Raw genomic sequence first — 20,098 nt, 5'->3', positions numbered from 1 at the left:
TTGAATCATTATGGATTATAAAAAACTATCAAAATCAATTATTACTAATGTTGGTGGAAAAGAAAATATTATTTCGCTTGTACATTGTGCTACTCGTCTCAGATTTGAACTGAAAGATGAGGCTAAAGCGAATGAAAAAATATTGTCAGATATAGATGGTGTTAAAGGAATTATGAAACAGAATGGGCAGTTTCAAGTCATTATTGGCAGTGACGTTGTAAATGTCTATAATTCAATTGACGAGCTTTATCATTTAAATGCTGAAGTTGAGGGGCAGACGAATACTTCTAAAGTAGGAATTCTTTCAGCTTTAACTAGCATTTTTACACCGATACTTCCTGCTATTACAGGTTCAGGTATGCTTAAAGCATTATTAGCAGCGGCAATTGCTTTTAAATGGTTAACTTCGGATTCTCAAAATTACATTATCTTAAATACAATTTCAGATGCAGTATTTTATTTCTTACCATTGTTAATCGCTTATACATCTTCTAGATATTTTAAGACAAATACAAGTATTTCTTTGACTCTTGCTGGTGTATTGCTTTATCCAGCTTTGGTTGAGTTAATGGGAGCTGGACAACCAATTTCATTCTTTGGCATTCCAATTACTTCATTTTCTTATAGTTCGACAGCTGTTCCAATTATTTTAATTGTCTGGTTTGAATCTTATATTGAACGCTTTTTCTATAATAAAATTCATGAAACGGTTAAATTTTTTCTTGCTCCATTACTCACTTTAATTATTACCGGTCTTGTAGGATTAGCACTATTAGGACCTATAGGAGCTTTTGTAGGTAATATTTTTGCTACGATAATTTCATATTTTGTACAGTTTGCTCGTATTCCTGGGCTTGTTCTAATTGGTGTATTTGGCCCATTTATTGGAATGACTGGTATGCACCAAAGTTTTACACCTATTACTATTGGTGTATTTACTGAATTCGGATTTGACCCACTCATGTTTCCTGCAGTCCTAGCGGCCAATATGGCTCAATGTGGTGCGGCATTAGCAGTAGCAGTACGTTCTAAGAATATTAAAACTAAAAGTATGGCTTATTCATCAGGTATAACTGCCTTGATGGGTATTACAGAACCAGCTCTATTTGGCGTATCCGTACGTTACAAAACACCATTATATGGAAGCATGATTGGAGGAGGGATAGGAGCCTTAGTAGCAGGATTGCTGTCGCTTAAAGCTTTTGCTTTTGGCAGTCCGGGATTGGCTTCGATTGCTATGTTTATCGGTGGTGAAAACCCACTGAATATCGTTTATGCGTTCATTGTACTTGCTATTTCAATCATAACTTCATTCATTGCAACATGGCTCTTAGGTGATAGTTATTTGGAAGAACAAGCTTAGTTGAGAGGTGTGTAATGGTTAGAGGAGTCAATTTAGGCAATTGGCTAGTATTAGAAAAGTGGATGTCTCCTACAGTTTTTGATGGTACCAAATCAGACGATGAATCTGAATTAAAACTAGAACTAGGTTCTAACATCAATGAATTCCTCTCAAAGCACAGGGATAGTTGGATCACAGAGAATGATTTTAAGTTTATTTCTGATAATGGAGTTAGCCTTATTCGTATACCAATCTCACATACGATTTTTGAGGGGACAATTGACTATTTAGATAAAGCATTTCTCTGGGCTGAAAAATATGACTTAAAAATCCTGATTGATATGCATACAGCACCAGGTGGACAGAACGGCTTAGATAATAGTGGCTTTACTGGGCTATGTACTTTTCATCATCATCAAGAAAATGTTGTACAGCTATTAAATACATTAGAACGTTTGGCTGTTCGATATAAGGATTCATCAGCACTTTGGGGAATTGAGGTTCTAAATGAGCCGGCTGATAACAAAATATTTAATATGTTAAAATATAGTTTGCCTGAGAAGTACCAGGATAACTTATCTAAATCTTCAGAGATTTCCACTGAATTTCTTAAATCTTTTTACAAACAGACGTATAATAGATTAAATCCAATAATTGGAGATGAGAGAAAAATTGTTTTTCATGATGGATTTAGAATTGAAGAATGGTCTGAGTTTATGGTGAGGGAAGATTATCCAAATGTTGTAATTGATACCCACATGTATATTAATTTTGCAAGATTTGAAATTCAGGAAGCGACACTTGCCAGCTATGTTGACTATATCCAGAATAATTTCAAGAAGAAGATTGAAGATGCAAGCCAATCACATGATGTTTTAGTAGGTGAGTGGAGCCAATCCAATTACTTGAGTAGTGAACCAGAAATACTTGAGTGTCTTCTAAAAGAACAATTATCTGCATGGGAGAGTGCGATAGGGAATTGTTATTGGAGTTATAAGGTTGATGATTCTCTGAAAGAGACTTGGAGTTTTCAGAAACAGGTGTCAAAAATTTGAAAAATTAATTGAAATTGAGAGGAGCAAATATGGCGTTTCCAAAAAATTTCTTATGGGGTGGTGCTTTAGCGGCGCATCAGTTTGAAGGTGGTGTTTTAGAAACAAGTAAAGGGTTTAGTGTTGCGGATGTTATGACTGCAGGAGCATATGGAGTCCCAAGAGAAATAACAGATGGTGTTATAGAAGGTAAGTATTATCCCAATCATATAGGAATTGATTTTTATCATCGTTATACGGAAGATATTGCATTATTTGCTGAGATGGGATTTAAATGTTTTAGAACGTCCATTGCCTGGTCAAGAATATTTCCCAATGGAGATGAGTTAGAGCCAAATGAAGAAGGATTGCAGTTTTATGATGACGTTTTTGATGAGTTACTAAAATATGGAATTGAACCAGTTATAACGTTATCCCATTTTGAAATGCCCTATGGACTTGCAAAGAATTATGGTGGTTTCATGAATCGTAAGACAATTGATTTCTTCCTCAGATTCTCAGAAGTTTGTTTTAAGAGATATAGAAATAAAGTCAAGTATTGGATGACCTTCAATGAAATTAACAATCAAATGAACTATAAAAACGATATTTTTGGTTGGACAAATTCTGGAGCCCATTTTAATAACTACGAAAATCCTGAAGAGGCCATGTATCAATGTGGTCATTATGAACTGGTTGCTTCTGCAAAAGCAGTGGCGTTAGGTAAAGAAATTAATCCTGATTTTCAAATCGGTAATATGATTGCGATGGTTCCTATCTATCCATATTCGAGTAGGCCATCAGATCAAATATTAGCCCAAAGAATGATGCATGACAGATGGTTTTTCTGTGATGTTCAAGTACGCGGTCGCTATCCCCATTATGCTCTGAAGATGTTTGAGAAAAAGGGATTCAAACTTGATATTACTGAAGAGGATTTAGTAGATCTCCAATTGGGTACGGTCGATTATATTGGTATTTCTTACTATATGAGTAATACTGTCGATTCAACCGCATTTACGGATGTTTCAACTAGTTTAGATGGTTCGAGTGAGTATTCTGTAAAAAATCCTCATATCAAAGAGTCAGACTGGGGTTGGTCAATAGATCCAGAAGGTTTAAGGTATGTTCTAAATGCAATGTATGAAAGATATGAGAAGCCAATCTTTATTGTAGAAAATGGGTTCGGAGCATTTGATATTCTTACAGAAGATAGTAGGGTTAATGATGTCTATAGGATAATTTACTTATCAGATCATATTAAAGAAATCAAGAAAGCAATTAATGAAGACGGAGTATTAGTAATGGGATATACTCCTTGGGGCTGTATTGATTGTGTATCGTTTACTACTGGCGAAATGAAAAAACGTTACGGATTTATTTATGTAGATAGAAATAATGACGGTACTGGTACCCTTGAACGATATAAGAAAGATTCCTTCTTTTGGTATAAAGAACTGATAGCATCAAATGGAGAGAATATTTGAGTGCATAGACAGCCTTATTATTTTAGGGAAATTCCTTTTCCCACCTGATATCTAATCAATTTTTCCTTTAATAATATAGAAAAACTTGAAGTAAATTCTCTATTTTGGATGTTGCTGTAGTCTAAAGTATCCTACGTACTTAAAAGAAAACAAAATGTACTAAGAAAAACCACAGATATTGTTTACTACCTATTTTAGGTGAAACAATGTCTGTGGTTTTGTTATTTTATCTTACGGAGGATCTTCAAGGAAAGAAGAACAGGCAAATCCCTGCGACAAGAAGTGCAATCAAGGCACTAACGACTGTAAATCCCGCAACAATAAGAATGTTTTGATAAGGTGTCTTTGCTTTTTCCTCGCGTTTTGCGATTTTGCTGAGTGATTTTCCCTCGCTATAGGCAATCAATTCTTTGATAGTTTTCAAATCATATTTCTTCTTGAACCGATCGACCTGATGAGCGTAATAAAGAGAGACTCCCCAGAGAATCAAGAAAATGATAATGCCTGTCCAACCTAGATAGTAAAAGAGCGGAAATGAGAGGATGGCACAAAGAAACATTCCCCAAGTCATGATGCGTGAATGGCGTTCGTATCTGTTATAGTCTGCTCCGTGGAGAATTTCGCTGAATGTCACAATATCCCCTTGCACGAGTTGGTTCAGGTCAGTATCAAAAATCTGGCAAAGGAGCAGAAGATTTTGAATGTCAGGATAGGTGGTTCCGCGTTCCCAATTAGAAACCGTTTGCCGGCTGACAAATAGCTCTTCTGCCAAATCATCTTGAGACAAGCCAAATTCCTTGCGATAGTGTTTGATCTGTTTTCCAAGTTCCATAATGATTTCCTCCTTCTACACCTAGCATACCAAATGGTTGCATTTCTGGCTAGCAAAATCCTTTGACAAGGGATGAAAAATGAGCAATGTCAAGGAATTAAGACACGTTCTAAGGCTAAAAATAAGTTGACAGGAAGTTGACAAGGTATAAATAAAAAGGCAAGAGCGAACTCTTCTGCCTTTTTGCATTATTTGGCGGTGCTTTCTCGTACTGCGATGTAATGTCCTTCGTTGTCAGCAAAGGTGAAATGAACCATCCCTTGGTATTCCATGATGGGATTGGTGGAAACGCCTGCTTGTGTCAAACGTTCGTACTCAGATTTTAAATCTTCTGTTTCAAACAACAGACTTGGAAAGCCGAGAGTCATACCAGGATTTGCTTTTGCAACCCACTCCTTATCATGAATGCCAAATTTGGTCGTAGCCGCAAGCGACGGCGCAATTTCATAGGAAATAGCGTCTCCGTGGTCAGCTGTATCTAAGAGAACAAAGCCCATTTTTTCGGTCCAAAATTCCATAGTGGCTGTTGTATCCTCTACATAGAGCATGGTGGTTGATGCTGTAATCATCGTTTCTCCTTATAAATCAATTTCCATCACGATTGGGGTGTGGTCTTGGCGGGCACCTGAGTCAATCATCTCAGACTTGGTGACCTTATCAGCTACACGATTGCTGGTAAGCCAGTAGTCAATTCTCCAGCCGGTGTTGTTGATTTTGCTGGTCTTGCTGCGTTGCGCCCACCAAGTGTATTGATGGGGAAGCTCACCATGCAAGTGGCGGAAGGTATCAGTGAATCCCTTGGCAAGTAGATTGGTAAATCCTGCACGTTCTTCATCGGTAAATCCAGGTGATTGACGGTTGCTAGCAGGATTTGCAAGATCGATTTCGTGGTGGGCAACATTATAGTCACCTGTTGCCAGAACAGGCTTTTCTTGATCAAGTTTTGCTAAATATTCTGCATACTTTTCATCCCAGACTTGGCGGTCAGCAAGGCGTTTCAACCCGTCTCCCGCATTTGGTGTGTAAACTTGGGTCACAAAGAAATGTTCGAATTCTAGAGTGATGATTCGACCTTCCAAGTCCATGGTCGTTGGTGCTCCAATTTCTGGGAAGGTAATAGTTGGTGTCAAGCCTTTTTTATAGAGAAACATGGTTCCTGCATAGCCCTTACGAGCTGGTTCGACAGATGAACGCCATGTATTTTCATAATCAGGAAAGAGTTGCTCTAAAATCTCCAAATGCTTTTTAGTAGGTCCTTTGGCTGACAATTTCGTTTCTTGGATGGCGATAATATCCGCGTCTTCTGTAACGAGGGTTTGCAGCACGGCTTGTGACAATTGTGCACGGGCAGAATCACTGGTCAAGGCTGCATTGAGGGAATCAATATTCCATGAGATGAGTTTCATAATCTATCCTTTTCTTTTTGTTCTTCTTGTATTATATCAAAAAGTGAGAGAAGTAGGCTTCTTTTGTGCTCAATCTTCTGTGGTCATTTCTACACATAGGGAAGTAGAGTACGTGATATTTTGTGTGTTATCAGTTCCTTTTTTATGATATAATGAAGAAATAGAACTGGGTTTCATTTGCCCTGAAAGGAAAAGTTATGACAGAAAAGAATTTTTACATTACGACCCCCATTTACTACCCTTCTGGGAAGCTCCACATTGGAAATGCGACAACTACGATTGCCTGCGATGTTTTAGCACGTTACAAACGCCTTATGGGCTATGATGTTTTCTCGTTGACAGGTCTTGATGAGCATGGCCAAAAGATTCAAGACAAGGCAGCTGAAGCTGGTATTACTCCGCAAGAATATGTGGACGGCATGGCTGTGGGGGTCAAAGAATTATGGAAACTCCTAGATATTTCCTATGACGGCTTTATTCGTACGACAGACGACTACCATGAAACGGTAGTGGCAGAAGTCTTTGAACGTTTACTGGCACAAGACGATATTTATCTAGGGGAATATTCTGGCTGGTATTCTGTGTCTGATGAGGAATTTTTCACCGAAAGCCAGTTAGAAGAAGTTTTTCGAGATGAAGCAGGCAAGGTGATTGGGGGAATTGCCCCTTCTGGTCATGAGGTGGAATGGGTATCAGAAGAATCCTATTTCCTTCGTTTGAGCAAGTATGCGGATCGCTTGGTAGCCTTCTTTAAAGAACGTCCTGATTTCATCCAACCAGATGGGCGGATGAATGAAATCGTGAAAAACTTTATTGAACCAGGTCTTGAGGATTTGGCAGTCAGCCGGACTTCCTTTACCTGGGGAGTTCCAGTACCGTCCAATCCAAAACATGTTGTCTATGTCTGGATTGATGCCCTCTTGAACTATGCAACAGCCCTTGGCTATGGTCAAGAAAATCATGCGAATTTTGATAAATTCTGGAATAATGGTAGTGTCTACCACATGGTTGCGAAAGACATCTTACGTTTCCACTCGATTTACTGGCCAATCCTCCTCATGATGCTTGACTTACCATTACCAGAACGCTTGATTGCTCACGGTTGGTTTGTCATGAAAGACGGCAAAATGTCTAAATCTAAAGGAAATGTTGTCTATCCGGATATGTTGGTGGAGCGCTATGGACTCGATCCTTTGCGTTACTATCTTATGAGAAGTTTGCCGGTCGGTTCAGACGGGACCTTTACGCCAGAGGATTATGTAGGGCGGATTAACTACGAGCTTGCCAATGACCTTGGAAACCTCCTCAACCGTACAGTGGCTATGGTGAATAAATACTTTGACGGACAAGTGCCTAGCTATGCAGAAAATGTGACAGCCTTTGATGCGGATTTGGCACAGGTAGCAGCAGAAGCAATTGCAGAATACCATAAGCAAATGGATGCGGTGGATTATCCACGTGCCCTAGAATCAGTCTGGACCTTGATTGCCCGTACTAACAAGTATATCGATGAAACGGCTCCATGGCTGTTAGCAAAAGAGAAAGACAAACGAAGCGAACTGGCTGCCGTCATGAGCCACTTAGTAGCAAGTCTTCGTGTGGTGGCTCATTTGATTGAGCCATTCATGATGACGACAAGTGCTGCAATCTTAGAGCAGTTGGGAATGGAAAAGGCAAATAGCTTAGAGAATTTAGCACTTGCAGATTTACCAAAAGACTTGCGAGTGGTTCCAAAAGGTCAGCCAATTTTCCCACGTCTTGAAATGGACGAGGAAATTGCCTACATCAAGGAACAAATGGCAGCTGGTAAACCAGTTGTGGAAAAAGAATGGAAACCAGAAGAGGTTGAATTGACCCTCAACCGCAAGGAAATCAAGTTTGATGATTTTGAAAAGGTCGAAATCCGTGTGGCGGAAGTCAAAGAAGTTAAAAAAGTTGAAGGTAGTGATAAATTACTTCAATTCCGTTTGGACGCTGGTGACAAGGAAGACCGCCAAATTCTTTCAGGTATCGCCAAATATTATCCAAATGAGCAAGAATTGGTCGGCAAAAAAGTTCAAATTGTAGCCAACCTCAAGCCGCGTAAGATGATGGGACACATCAGTCAGGGGATGATTCTATCTGCTGAACATGGAGATAGCTTGACCCTCTTGACAGTTGATGCTAGCGTACCAAATGGAAGTGTGATTGGATAAACATTCTCCTAAGAAATCAAACAAATCCACTTACTTTGTTTTTTTGCTTCAACCTTCTAGATTTAGCTATCAACAGTTCATGTTAGCAAAGTTAATTTAATAACTATCAAAACAAGGGACGGCTACTGTTTGTGAAGAAAAATATCAAAAGTTGAACAACTGAAAATTGTTCAACTTTTTTTACGAATGAATAGACAGGAGGGCTTATGCTAGTTGCAAAAAATGAACAAGGACGGTCTGTCCACTTACTTGAACAGCAAGCGGTAGACGGTCAAGCATTTTTCTGTCCCGGATGTGGTGGACCTGTACGCTTACGCAAAGGGGAAGTTATGCGCCCCCATTTTGCTCATATATCACTGAAAAATTGCCATTATTTCTCAGAAAATGAATCGGAACAACATCTTCAGTTGAAGACAAGTTTGTATCAATGGGCTTTGCAAGATAGTCAGGCAGAACTCGAAAAACGATTGCCAGAGATTGAGCAAATTGCAGATGTTTTTATTAATGATAAGCTGGTTCTTGAAATCCAATGTTCGAGTTTGCCGATAAGGCGGTTACAAGAGCGGACCTATTCTTATCAGCAGGCAGGTTACCGCGTTGTTTGGCTATTGGGCAAGGACTTATGGCTGAAAAAGCGGTTGACGAATCTGCAGAGGCAATTTCTTTATTTTAGTCATCGCTTAGGATTTTTTCTTTGGGAATTGGATAGAGAGCGTGAAAAAATACGTTTGCGTTACCTTATTCATGAGGATTTGCACGGGCAAGTGCAGTGCTTGACGCAGGAATTTCCCTTAGGGGTTGGAAATCTGCTAACGATACTGCGTTTTCCGTACCAAGGGAAAAAAGTAGCCGTACTAAAAGGCAGGCTAGATAGGCAGATACGTGAATATTTAGCACGTCAGTTGTATCACCAATCTCCAAAATGGATGGGCATTCAAGCCCAACTCTACCAGGAAGGTGGCAATCTTCTTACTCAAACATTAGATGATTTTTACCCTCAGATTCGTTTGCCAGAATCGACAATTGGATTTGCTCAGATTGAGCAAGATTTGTCTGCTTATTATGCTCATTTTTGGGAATATTATCAGCAATTGGACTGCAAGACAGAGCAGTATCTCTACTCACCAGCATTTTATCAGATAAAGTCAAGGAAAAAACTCGGACAGTAGAGCTAACGTTAGAAGAACTCCTTTTGTTATGGTAAAATAGTCTGTACGGAGGTAAATCAATTATGACAAAACAACGTAGTGAAATTGAAGAAAAATACCAGTGGGACTTGACCACCATTTTTCCAACGGATGAAGCATGGGAAGGCGAGCTGGCTGCCCTACAAGCTGATGTAGAAAAGACAGCAGGATTTGCTGGCCACTTGCTTGATTCAGCAAAGAGTTTACTAGAAATTAGTGAGACGCAATTAGAGCTCATGCGCCGTATGGAAACACTTTATGTCTATGCTTCAATGAAAAATGACCAAGATACACGTGAAGGAAAATACCAAGAATTTCAAGCGAAGGCTTTAGGACTCTATTCAGCCCTTTCACAAGCTTTTGCCTTCTATGAACCAGAATTCTTAGAAGCGACAGAAGAGCAACTGGCGGCTTTCATGGAAGAAGAACCAGCTTTGCAACAGTACAGCCACCAATTTGAGAAACTATTAGCAGGCAAGAAACACGTCCTATCTCAAGAAGTAGAAGAAGTATTAGCTGCAACAAGTGAAGTGTTCGATGCACCGTCAGAAACCTTTTCTGTTCTTGATAATGCTAGCATTCGTTTCCCAGAGGTTACCAACGAAGAAGGTGAACTTGTACCGCTTTCGCATGGTAGTTACATTTCGTTTATGGAATCAAGCAACCGTGCCGTTCGTCAAGAAGCCTATGAAGGTCTGTATAGCACGTATGAGCAATTCCAACACACCTATGCGAAGACCTTGCAAGCCAATGTTAAAGTCAATAATTTAAAGGCTCGCTTGCGGAAGTATGACAGCGCTCGCCATGCAGCCTTGTCTGCTAACTTTATTCCAGAGTCTGTTTACGATACTTTGGTAGAGGCGGTCAATAAACATCTGCCACTCTTGCATCGTTATATCAATTTGCGGAAGAAATTATTGGGAATTGACGATTTGAAAATGTACGATATGTACACACCGCTTTCAGATGTTGATTACAAATTCACCTATGAAGATGCTTTAGCTAAGGCTGCAGATACCTTAACAATTTTTGGTGATGAATACAGTGCCCAAGTTAAGGAAGCCTTTGAAAATCGTTGGATTGATGTCCATGAAAATGAAGGAAAACGCTCAGGAGCTTACTCTGGAGGAGCTTATGATACCAATGCTTTCATGCTCTTGAACTGGCAAGATACGCTCGATAATCTCTATACTCTCATCCATGAAACAGGGCATTCACTTCATTCCATGTTTACACGTAAGAATCAGCCGTATGTGTATGGCCATTATTCTATTTTCTTGGCAGAAATTGCTTCTACGACCAACGAAAATATTCTGACAGAAAAACTATTGTCAGAAGTTGAAGATGATAAGACACGCTTTGCTATTCTCAATCATTATTTGGATGGCTTCCGTGGTACAGTATTCCGTCAGACACAATTTGCTGAGTTTGAGCAGGCAATCTACAAAGCTGATCAAGAAAGTCAAGTGTTGACAGCTGAATTTTTGAATAATTTATATAGTGAAATCAACGAGAAATACTATGGTTTATCTGCTGAGGAAAACCCACAAATTCAATTTGAATGGGCTCGCATTCCGCATTTTTACTATAATTTCTACGTGTACCAATATGCGACAGGTTTTGCAGCAGCTTCTGCCCTTTCTCATAAGATTGTACATGGGAGTCCAGAAGACAAGGAACATTATCTGGCTTACCTCAAGGCAGGAAGTTCAGATTATCCATTAAATGTCATCAAAAAAGCAGGCGTTGACATGACAAAAGAAGACTACCTGAACGATGCCTTCAAGGTCTTTGAAGCCCGTTTGACAGAGCTAGAAGCTCTAGTTGAAAAAGGTGTTCATTTGTAAAAAATAGTGAGGTTGAGAAGTTTTTCTCAGCCTTTTTCTACGGTGAGCGATAGAACTTGATTTCCAAACATGCCAAACGCATGAAGAAAATTTTTCCAAATTATTTCTAAAATATGATTTATTATTCTGAAATGTTGAAAGCCAAGACCCGTAATTGCCGAAAGCGAAACTTTCATGTAGTATTAAAGAATGGAAAACTAGAGAATTTCTCGAAAATCATTCGATTTTTTTTGAAATAAGGTTATCAAAGTAGGCGTTTTGCTGTTTTCACAACTTTTTCAACGAATGATTTTCTTCATGCGTCTGTCGTGATTTCCAAAGACTATCAGTTGACCGCAAAAATCCCTTATGTTATACTGAAAAAATGGTAGAATCATACAGTAAAAACGCAAACCACAACATGCGCCGTCCAGTAGTAAAGGAAGAAATTGTGGAAATGATGCGGGCACGTCAGGCGCAAAATACAGGATTTTTGAAAGAACTGGAAGACTTTGCACGCAAGGAGAATATTCCGATTATTCCTCACGAGACAACAGCTTATTTTCGCCTACTCATGCAATTGTTGCAGCCTGCTGCTATCTTAGAAATTGGAACAGCGATTGGATATTCTGCTTTATTAATGGCAGAAAATAGTCCAACTTCCAAGATTACGACTATTGATCGCAATGAAGAGATGATTGGCTTTGCTAAGGAAAATTTTACCAAATATGACAAGCGAAATCAGATTCAACTAGTCGAAGGTGAAGCGATGGATGTGTTGCCGACCTTGGCAGATAATAGCTATGATTTTGTCTTTATGGATTCTGCTAAGTCGAAGTACATTGTCTTTTTACCAGAAGTCTTGAAAAAAGTGAAAGTTGGAGGCTTGATTATTTTAGACGATATTTTTCAAGGTGGCGACGTAGCGCGCGATATTATGGAAGTTCGGCGTGGTCAGCGGACGATTTATCGAGGCTTGCAGCGACTATTTGATGCCACCTTAGACAACCCTGATTTGACAGCAAGTTTAGTGTCCATGAGTGACGGTTTGCTTATGCTTAGGAAAAACGTAGAAGATGTAGTCCTTCCTACAGAAGAAAATTAAGTATTTTTTAAGCATTTGTGGTATAATGGTACAGTTAATAAAAAAGGAGAAGCAATTCGGAATGAAGACTAAAAAAATTCTCGCAGGAGCTGTGACCTTGTTTGCAGCAGTAACCCTTGCAGCTTGTTCGAATACATCTGACAAGGATATCGTTACCATGAAAGGTAATACAATCAGCGTTTCAGAATTTTATGAACGTGTGAAAACAAATCAACAAGCGCAGCAGACCTTATTGTCAATGGTGATTGGCGATGTCTTTGAAGAGCAGTACGGCAAAGAAGTTTCTGCAAAAGAAGTAGATGAGGCCTACGAAAAAATGGCAAAGAGCTACGGGGAATCATTTGCAGGAGCCTTAGCTTCAGCAGGATTGACACAAGAAACTTATAAAAAACAAATTCGTGCCAATAAGTTAGTTGAATTTGCTGTGAAAGAAAAGGCAGAAAAAGAACTGACAGATGAAGAGTATCAAAAAGCTTACGAATCCTATACTCCAGAAGTAACGGCACAAATTATCAAATTAGATAATGAAGCAAAAGCAAATGAAGTGTTAGGTCAAGCACAAGCAGAAGGTGCTGATTTTGCCCAACTTGCGAAAGATAATTCGACAGATGCAGCAACAAAAGGTGAAGGAGGAACCATTAAGTTTGACTCAACGTCTACGACGGTACCAAATGAAGTGAAGACGGCTGTGTTTGCCTTGAACAATGGGCAAGTTGGAGCTTCTGTTGTGAAAAGTGTCAATTTATCGAATTATAAAACCAGCTACTATGTTGTAAAATTAAACAGTAAGTCAGAAAAAGCTGCGGATTGGAAAGAATACAAAGATATTTTGAAAGAGGCGTTTATTAAGTCTAAGCAAAGTGATGCCACTTATGTGAAGCAGGTAATTGCAGATGCCTTTAAAACAGCTAATGTAAAGGTGAAAGATCAAGCCTTCCAAGGCATCTTATCACAATATATCACTACAGGAGATGGTTCAAGTAAAGAATCATCAAGCACAGAAGCTTCAAGCAGTTCTGAAACAAAAGAATCAAGTTCAGAAAAAGATAAATAAGATTAAGAATAGATAGTCTATCCTCCTTATTTCAGAGAATTGGCGGTCGGTGCGAGCCATATAAGGTAGACTATCTTGCTACTTAGTCATGACAATTGCATAAAAAATGAGAATGACAAGTTCATTGAATGAAGGTGGTACCGCGGTTTTTCGCCCTTCGTTAGTGTTCTTGTCTTTTCTTTTGGAGGTCTAGGATGAAACAATTTCAGATTAAGCAACGTTTTTGGTCCTGGGGTGGCAAATTTGATATCAAAGATGACCGTGGTCAACTCTGTTACCAAGTCGAAGGCAGTCTGCTCAAATGGTTTAAAAACTTTGAGATTCGCAGTGCTAATGGACAGCTTGTTAGCACTATTCAGAGGAAATTCTCCGGGTTCTTCTCTCGCTTCGAGGTTAAGGTCTTAGGACAAGCCCCATTCACCATTCAGAAGAAATTCTCTTGGTTCAAGCCTCGGTACGAGATTGAGAATTTAGGCCTCGAGGTGATTGGTGATTTCTGGGATATGAAGTTTGACTTAATCCATAATGGTACTGTGGTTGCGAAAATCGACCAAGAATGGTTTCGGATGACTTCGACCTACCAAGTTACAGTCTATGAAGATGCGTATGCAGATGTCACAATTGCCCTTGTGATTGCAATTGATTATGTGAAGGAGATGCGGAGTGCCTCAGCAGCTGCCGCAACGTAAAGGAAAGGAAATAGGAAAAATGAAACAATTATCTAGTGCACAAATTCGTCAAATGTGGTTGGACTTCTGGAAGTCAAAGGGGCATTCAGTAGAACCATCTGCTAATCTTGTCCCAGTCAACGATCCAACTCTCTTGTGGATTAACTCTGGGGTAGCAACCCTAAAAAAATATTTCGACGGATCAGTAATTCCTGAAAATCCACGGATTACCAATGCTCAAAAGTCCATTCGGACCAACGATATTGAAAATGTCGGAAAGACAGCTCGTCACCACACCATGTTTGAAATGCTTGGGAACTTCTCTATCGGAGATTATTTCCGCGATGAAGCAATTGAGTGGGGCTTTGAACTGTTGACCAGCCCAGAGTGGTTTGGTTTTCCAAAAGAAAAGCTCTACATGACCTACTACCCAGACGATACCGATTCTTACAACCGTTGGCTTGCTCTGGGGGTTGACCCAAGTCACTTGATTCCACTTGAAGATAATTTCTGGGAAATCGGTGCAGGACCTTCTGGACCAGATACAGAAATTTTCTTTGACCGTGGAGAAGCTTTTGACCCAGAAAATATCGGCATTCGTCTCTTAGAAGAAGATATTGAAAATGACCGCTACATCGAGATTTGGAATATCGTTCTCTCTCAATTCAACGCAGATCCAGAAATACCGCGCTCTGAGTACAAGGAATTGCCAAATAAAAACATTGATACGGGTGCTGGTTTAGAGCGATTGGCTGCGATTTTTCAAGGGGCTAAGACCAACTTTGAAACAGATCTCTTCATGCCGATTATTCGTGAGGTAGAAAAGCTATCAGGTAAAACGTATGATCCAGACGGGGATAACATGAGCTTTAAGGTCATTGCAGACCATATTCGTGCCCTTTCCTTTGCGATTGGTGACGGTGCTCTTCCTGGAAATGAGGGACGTGGCTATGTCCTTCGCCGTTTGCTCCGCCGTGCGGTTATGCATGGTCGTCGCTTGGGCATTAATGAATCCTTCTTGTACCAATTAGTTGTGACAGTTGGCCATATTATGGAAAGTTACTATCCAGAAGTGCTTGAAAAGCATGAATTTATCGAAAAAATCGTTAAACGAGAAGAAGAAACCTTTGCACGGACCATTGATGCGGGTTCAATCCACTTGGATGAATTGTTAGCTGAGTTGAAAGAAGCTGGAAAATCAACCCTCGAAGGAAAAGATATTTTCAAACTGTATGACACCTATGGTTTCCCAGTTGAATTGACCGAAGAATTGGCAGAAGACCAAGGATTTGCCATTGACCATGAAGGCTTTAAAGCAGCCATGAAAGAGCAACAAGAGCGTGCGCGTGCGTCAGTTGTCAAAGGTGGTTCAATGGGCATGCAAAATGAAACCCTTGCAGGCATTACCGAAGAGTCTACCTTTGTTTATGGTGCAGACGAATTGACCGCAAGCCTAGTGGTCATGATTGCAGACAATGCGCGTGTAGATAGCCTAGCAAGTGGCGAAGCCCTACTTGTCTTCAATCAAACACCTTTCTACGCAGAGATGGGGGGACAGGTTGCAGATCATGGATCGATTTTTGATGAAACAGGCCAATTAGTTGCTCGTGTGACAGATGTCCAGAAGGCTCCAAATGGTCAACCACTTCATACAGTAGAAGTGGTTGGAGAATTGCATACAGGTGCAACGTATACTCTTGCCATTGATACACTTCGTCGCCACCGCATCATGAAAAACCATACAGCGACTCACTTGTTACATGCAGCTCTTCACCATGTCATCGGTGAGCATGCAACGCAGGCGGGTTCTCTCAACGAGCAAGAATTCTTACGCTTTGACTTTACCCACTTTGAAGCCGTAACAGCTGAAGAACTCCGTCGTATCGAAGAAGAAGTCAACGCCCAAATCTGGGCAGCCCTTCCAGTCGTGACAGTCGAGACAGACATTGACACGGCGAAAGAAATGGGGGCAATGGCTCTCTTTGGTGAAAAGTATGGCAAAGAAGTCCGCGTTGTAACGATTGGCGACTATTCGATTGAGTTGTGTGGTGGTACACATGTGGCAAATACTGCTGAAATCGGCCTCTTCAAAATTGTCAAAGAAGAAGGAATCGGTTCTGGAACTCGTCGTATCATCGCAGTAACCAGCCGTGAAGCCTTCCTTGCCTACCGTGAAGAGGAAGAATTGCTTAAAGCAGTGGCTACAACCATTAAAGCACCACAAATCAAAGAAGTACCAAACAAGGTCGCAAGCCTGCAAGAACAGTTGCGTGAATTGCAAAAAGAGAATACAGCTTTGAAAGAAAAAGCAGCAGCAGCTGCGGCTGGTGATATTTTCAAAGATGTCAAAGAAGCAAATGGTCTGCGCTATATTGCTAGCCAAATCGAAGTGTCAGATGCAGGAGCACTACGTACTTTTGCTGACAACTGGAAACAAAAAGATTATTCAGATGTCTTGGTGCTTGTGGCTGCTATCAGTGAAAAAGTCAATGTTCTTGTCGCAAGCAAGACCAAGGATGTCCATGCAGGCAATCTAATAAAAGAACTCGCTCCAATCGTCGCTGGTCGCGGTGGTGGTAAACCAGACATGGCTATGGCAGGAGGAAGTGATGCTTCTGCAATTGGAAAACTCTTGGCAGAAGTTGGCAACCAGTTGTAAAGATATGGCGTGTAGCTGATAAAAGTTGTTAGTAGTAGAAAAGCGAAAGAAAGGAGTGAGACTCAATCGTGATTTCGAAGAAATCGATTAACTTCACTCCTTTCTTTATAGGTTTGGTTAAACGAATCCACTGGATTCGTTTGCTCTCACCCACAAACTCCTCTATTATTAAAACTAGTAAAAACAGAATAAAGCAGCAAGTTGTTGCTACTTTTTAAGCTTGATGATTGACCGCTCAACCCGGAGTCTACTGAAACAGTTTTTTGATAAAAACCGAATGATGATGCTATCTCAAAAGAGATTAAGCATTAATCATTCGGTTTTTGCCTTTTATTTTAATTTCTGTATTAGATTATTCATTTTCATGATCAATTAATTTCAAAAATAGCTATCACATGTATAACTATTTAATTTTGCTATGAAATGAAGTAGGCTAAGTACGGAGTAAGTCAAACATGATGCTTTTCAGTAAATGAAAAGGATAGTGATAAAAAAGAGGTAGGGAACATCTAAGAAAGTCGCTAACTTTGATTTTCATTGAGTATCAATTGCGCTGACTGTTTCAGGGCTTCATCAACTTTAGGGGGAAGAAGAGTTCTTTTTGAATAATTTGGGTTCGTCTTCCTGCGTCTTTTTTATTTATGTTCTGATGATGGTATGGTAGGCAGCCAGAGCACAGGCTGCTTGTGCTCCTCTGTATAAATCAAATGCTAAAACTTCAATATTTAATTGATCATCTGTTGAGATAAATTCGAATTGCTCATGGATATGCTTGATTAATTTTTCTTTGAAATCGAGATGATTTAGAAGTTGGCTATTGATAAAAATTTTTTGAGAGTCATAGATAATAAGTGTATTTGCAATTGAAATGGCCAGGAGTGATAGCCCAATTTCGATTTTATCAATGATAAAGCTATCTCCTAGTGTATATGCTGCAATGACGGTATCTAAGGTGATTTCTTCAGTAGAAGATACTAAATTCCGTAGTACGGTATTACTTGAATGTTCATATAAATACTTGGCGGTTTCGATTAACCAACTATCAGAGATATAAGTTTGTAAACAACCTCTTTTACCGCATTCACAAAAGGAGCCGGTCCTGTCTACAACAGTATGTCCGATCTCACCAATATAGTTCCCTTTAGGAAGTGTGATATGTAGTGAGTCAAAAAAAGAGCAGAATAAACCAGGTCCCACATGTATAAATAAAAATTTATCAGGTGAATTATGTGGATCAAAGAGGTATTCTTCTAGTGCCATACATTCGATATTGTTTTGAATGAAAATAGGTATAGAAAATACATTTTTTATTTCATTTAAATTAAAATGTTCCCAAATTTTATTATTAGAAATAACAGTTTGATGAAGGGAGTCAAAATGTCCTGGAATAGCTATGCCGATACCGGAACAAGTTTGAGATCCTAAATGATTGATACAGCCTTGAATAAGACGAATAATGACGTGATTGATTTGATTAGTAGAATATTCAGAAGTTTTGATAGAGTTTTGATAGAGGCAGTTTCCAATCGAATTGGTTGCGGCTATCATAATACCAGTCATATTAAACTCGATGCCAATAAAAAAAGCATACTGAGGATTAATACTGAGGAGTTTACGGCTTCTACCAGAACCTTTTAATTCTCTGATTTGATCGCCAGTTTCAAATACGAGTTGTTCTTTTATCAGAGAAGCAATGATGTTTGTAACAGTAGCTGGTTTTATATTTAACGCATGTGCAAGCTTAATCCGAGATACGTCTTGATTTCTGTAAATAAACTCTACTATTTTAGAGGTGTTCTGAGTGTTAGCGTCTGAATTATATATTGAATTACTCATTGTTTGTGCAGTTCCTTTTGTATTTATTATATTATATCATAGAATAAAACAAAATATTTTAATTTATTTTTTTAAAAAAAGATTGACAAGAAAACGCTTTCTTTGTATAATTAAGTTGAAATAAAAAATAAAACAAGGAGGATAGAAAAATGAATGGATTTATTCATTTTCTTGAACACAGACTGGCTCCCTTAGGAGAAAAAATAGGGAACCAGCGCCATTTGAAAGCGGTTAGAGAAGGGTTTATGGTTGCCATGCCACTTGTTCTAATTGGTTCGGTGTTCCTGTTGTTGACGAATTGGCCAAGCGAAGGTTTTAAGAACTGGCTGATGAATGTTGGGTTGATGGGGGTATTGACAACCTTAAATCAAAGTACGATGGCTATTATCAGTTTAGTTGCGTGTTTTGGTATTGCCTATAAGTTATCGAGCTCTTATGATACGGATGGACCTTCTGCGGGAGTATTAGCTATTTCCAGCTTTATCATTATGACTCCGCGTTTTTCAGCTCAAGTATTCAATGAGGCCGGGGAGAAAGTAGCTCAAACATTCGGAGGTGCGATTGGTTTTGGGAATTTAAACGCAAGTGCATTATTTGTGGCTATTGCAGTTAGTCTTGTTACTGCTGAAATTTATCGGTTCTTTATTCAGCGAAACATCATTATTAGAATGCCTAAGAACGTACCAGAAGCTGTAAGCAAATCTTTTTCAGCCCTTCTTCCAGGTATCACAATTTTTGCGGTTTGGGCGTGTGTCCTAAAAGGTCTTGAAGCAGCTGGAATTAGTGGAGGGCTTGGAACAGTTTTGGGGCTTGTTTTTGGTAAACCTCTAGGCCTTATTGCTGGAACGTTACCAGGGATGATTATTGTAGTCCTTGTAAATTCTCTTTTCTGGTTCTGTGGTGTAAATGGTGGACAAGTCTTAAATGCCTTTGTAGATCCAGTTTGGCTTGCGTTTACGAATGAAAATCAGACTGCATTTTCAGCAGGAGATGCCCTTCCTCATATTATTACGTTGCCGTTTAAAGATTTGTTTGTCTTTATTGGAGGAGGAGGTGCGACGATTGGACTTGCACTTTGCCTTATTCTTTTTAGCAAGAGTAGAACTTACAAAACATTAGGAAGGATATCATTTATTCCAGCAATTTTTAATATCAATACGGCTATTCTGTTTAGTTTTCCTACTGTTTTGAATCCGATTATGCTGATTCCATTTGTTTTGACACCTGCCACTAATGCGATAGTGACTTATTTGGCTATGGCAAGTGGTTTAGTCCCAATGACAACTGGGGTTGTTCTTCCTTGGACGATGCCTCCAATTATTGGTGGTTTCTTAGCTACAGGAGGTAGCTGGAAAGGTGCAGTGCTACAATTGGTACTAGTAGCAATTTCATTCCTCATCTATTATCCATTTTTTAAAGTTGCAGATGCGCAAAATTTAGAACGTGAAATACTGGAAGAAAAATAAGGAG

Annotated in this window: 15 protein-coding genes; 11 read left to right on the top strand and 4 right to left on the bottom strand. The window is 39.4% G+C overall.

The features are described from left to right. Positions 1-10: 10 nt before the first annotated feature. Genes A4H00_RS00160 through A4H00_RS00150 form a run of 3 tightly spaced genes read left to right on the top strand, consistent with a single transcriptional unit; the run spans position 11 to position 3,860 of the window. Positions 11-1,363 carry a PTS transporter subunit EIIC gene (locus A4H00_RS00160; protein WP_067085812.1) on the top strand — a complete coding sequence of 451 codons (1,353 nt, stop codon included), beginning with the start codon at positions 11-13 and terminating at the stop codon, positions 1,361-1,363. A gap of 14 nt (positions 1,364-1,377) precedes the next feature. After that, positions 1,378-2,397, top strand: coding sequence for a glycoside hydrolase family 5 protein (locus tag A4H00_RS00155; RefSeq protein WP_067085808.1), 1,020 nt, complete (start codon positions 1,378-1,380; stop codon positions 2,395-2,397). 29 nt (positions 2,398-2,426) lie between these two features. After that, on the top strand, positions 2,427-3,860 hold the full coding sequence (locus A4H00_RS00150) for a 6-phospho-beta-glucosidase (RefSeq protein ID WP_067085805.1): 1,434 nt from the start codon (positions 2,427-2,429) through the stop codon (positions 3,858-3,860). A 244-nt stretch (positions 3,861-4,104) separates the two neighbouring features. Here A4H00_RS00150 and A4H00_RS00145 read toward each other — a convergent pair whose 3' ends face one another. The 3 genes from A4H00_RS00145 to A4H00_RS00135 all read right to left on the bottom strand — a co-directional run bounded on the left by A4H00_RS00145 (position 4,105) and on the right by A4H00_RS00135 (position 6,098). Further along, a complete protein-coding gene (locus A4H00_RS00145) occupies positions 4,105-4,692 on the bottom strand; it encodes a helix-turn-helix transcriptional regulator (protein ID WP_067085802.1) in 588 nt (195 codons plus the stop codon). Between the two features lie 188 nt (positions 4,693-4,880). Next, positions 4,881-5,261 carry a VOC family protein gene (locus A4H00_RS00140; protein ID WP_067085799.1) on the bottom strand — a complete coding sequence of 127 codons (381 nt, stop codon included), beginning with the start codon at positions 5,259-5,261 and terminating at the stop codon, positions 4,881-4,883. A gap of 9 nt (positions 5,262-5,270) precedes the next feature. Beyond that, on the bottom strand, positions 5,271-6,098 hold the full coding sequence (locus tag A4H00_RS00135) for an exodeoxyribonuclease III (protein WP_067085795.1): 828 nt from the start codon (positions 6,096-6,098) through the stop codon (positions 5,271-5,273). Between the two features lie 197 nt (positions 6,099-6,295). Here A4H00_RS00135 and metG point away from each other — a divergent pair, with 197 nt between their 5' ends. The 7 genes from metG (at position 6,296) to alaS (ending at position 16,792) form a co-directional block, all read left to right on the top strand. Further along, positions 6,296-8,293, top strand: coding sequence for a methionine--tRNA ligase (metG, locus tag A4H00_RS00130; RefSeq protein WP_067085792.1), 1,998 nt, complete (start codon positions 6,296-6,298; stop codon positions 8,291-8,293). Between the two features lie 206 nt (positions 8,294-8,499). Beyond that, on the top strand, positions 8,500-9,462 hold the full coding sequence (locus A4H00_RS00125) for a competence protein CoiA (protein WP_067085789.1): 963 nt from the start codon (positions 8,500-8,502) through the stop codon (positions 9,460-9,462). Between the two features lie 62 nt (positions 9,463-9,524). Further along, a complete protein-coding gene (gene pepF, locus A4H00_RS00120; protein ID WP_067085786.1) occupies positions 9,525-11,327 on the top strand; it encodes an oligoendopeptidase F in 1,803 nt (600 codons plus the stop codon). Between the two features lie 364 nt (positions 11,328-11,691). Then, a complete protein-coding gene (locus A4H00_RS00115) occupies positions 11,692-12,411 on the top strand; it encodes an O-methyltransferase (protein ID WP_067085784.1) in 720 nt (239 codons plus the stop codon). Between the two features lie 61 nt (positions 12,412-12,472). Continuing rightward, complete coding sequence (prsA, locus tag A4H00_RS00110; RefSeq protein ID WP_067085781.1) at positions 12,473-13,465, top strand: peptidylprolyl isomerase PrsA; 993 nt, start codon at positions 12,473-12,475, stop codon at positions 13,463-13,465. Positions 13,466-13,659: 194 nt separating this feature from the next. Then, positions 13,660-14,154, top strand: a complete 495-nt coding sequence (locus A4H00_RS00105) for an LURP-one-related/scramblase family protein (RefSeq protein ID WP_067085778.1) — start codon at positions 13,660-13,662, stop codon at positions 14,152-14,154. A 19-nt stretch (positions 14,155-14,173) separates the two neighbouring features. Next, positions 14,174-16,792, top strand: a complete 2,619-nt coding sequence (gene alaS, locus A4H00_RS00100) for an alanine--tRNA ligase (protein ID WP_067091302.1) — start codon at positions 14,174-14,176, stop codon at positions 16,790-16,792. A gap of 639 nt (positions 16,793-17,431) precedes the next feature. Here alaS and A4H00_RS00095 read toward each other — a convergent pair. Then, a complete protein-coding gene (locus tag A4H00_RS00095; protein WP_067085775.1) occupies positions 17,432-18,628 on the bottom strand; it encodes an ROK family transcriptional regulator in 1,197 nt (398 codons plus the stop codon). 149 nt (positions 18,629-18,777) lie between these two features. On the opposite strand from A4H00_RS00095, the gene A4H00_RS11615 reads away from it, so the two are divergent. Then, positions 18,778-20,094: a PTS sugar transporter subunit IIC gene (locus A4H00_RS11615; RefSeq protein WP_067085772.1), complete on the top strand. Its 1,317-nt coding sequence runs from the start codon at positions 18,778-18,780 to the stop codon at positions 20,092-20,094. The last annotated feature ends 4 nt before the right edge of the window (positions 20,095-20,098 follow it).

This window comes from Streptococcus marmotae, assembly GCF_001623565.1.
In the GTDB taxonomy this organism is placed as follows: domain Bacteria; phylum Bacillota; class Bacilli; order Lactobacillales; family Streptococcaceae; genus Streptococcus; species Streptococcus marmotae.
This window is presented reverse-complemented; position numbering and strand designations above follow the sequence as displayed.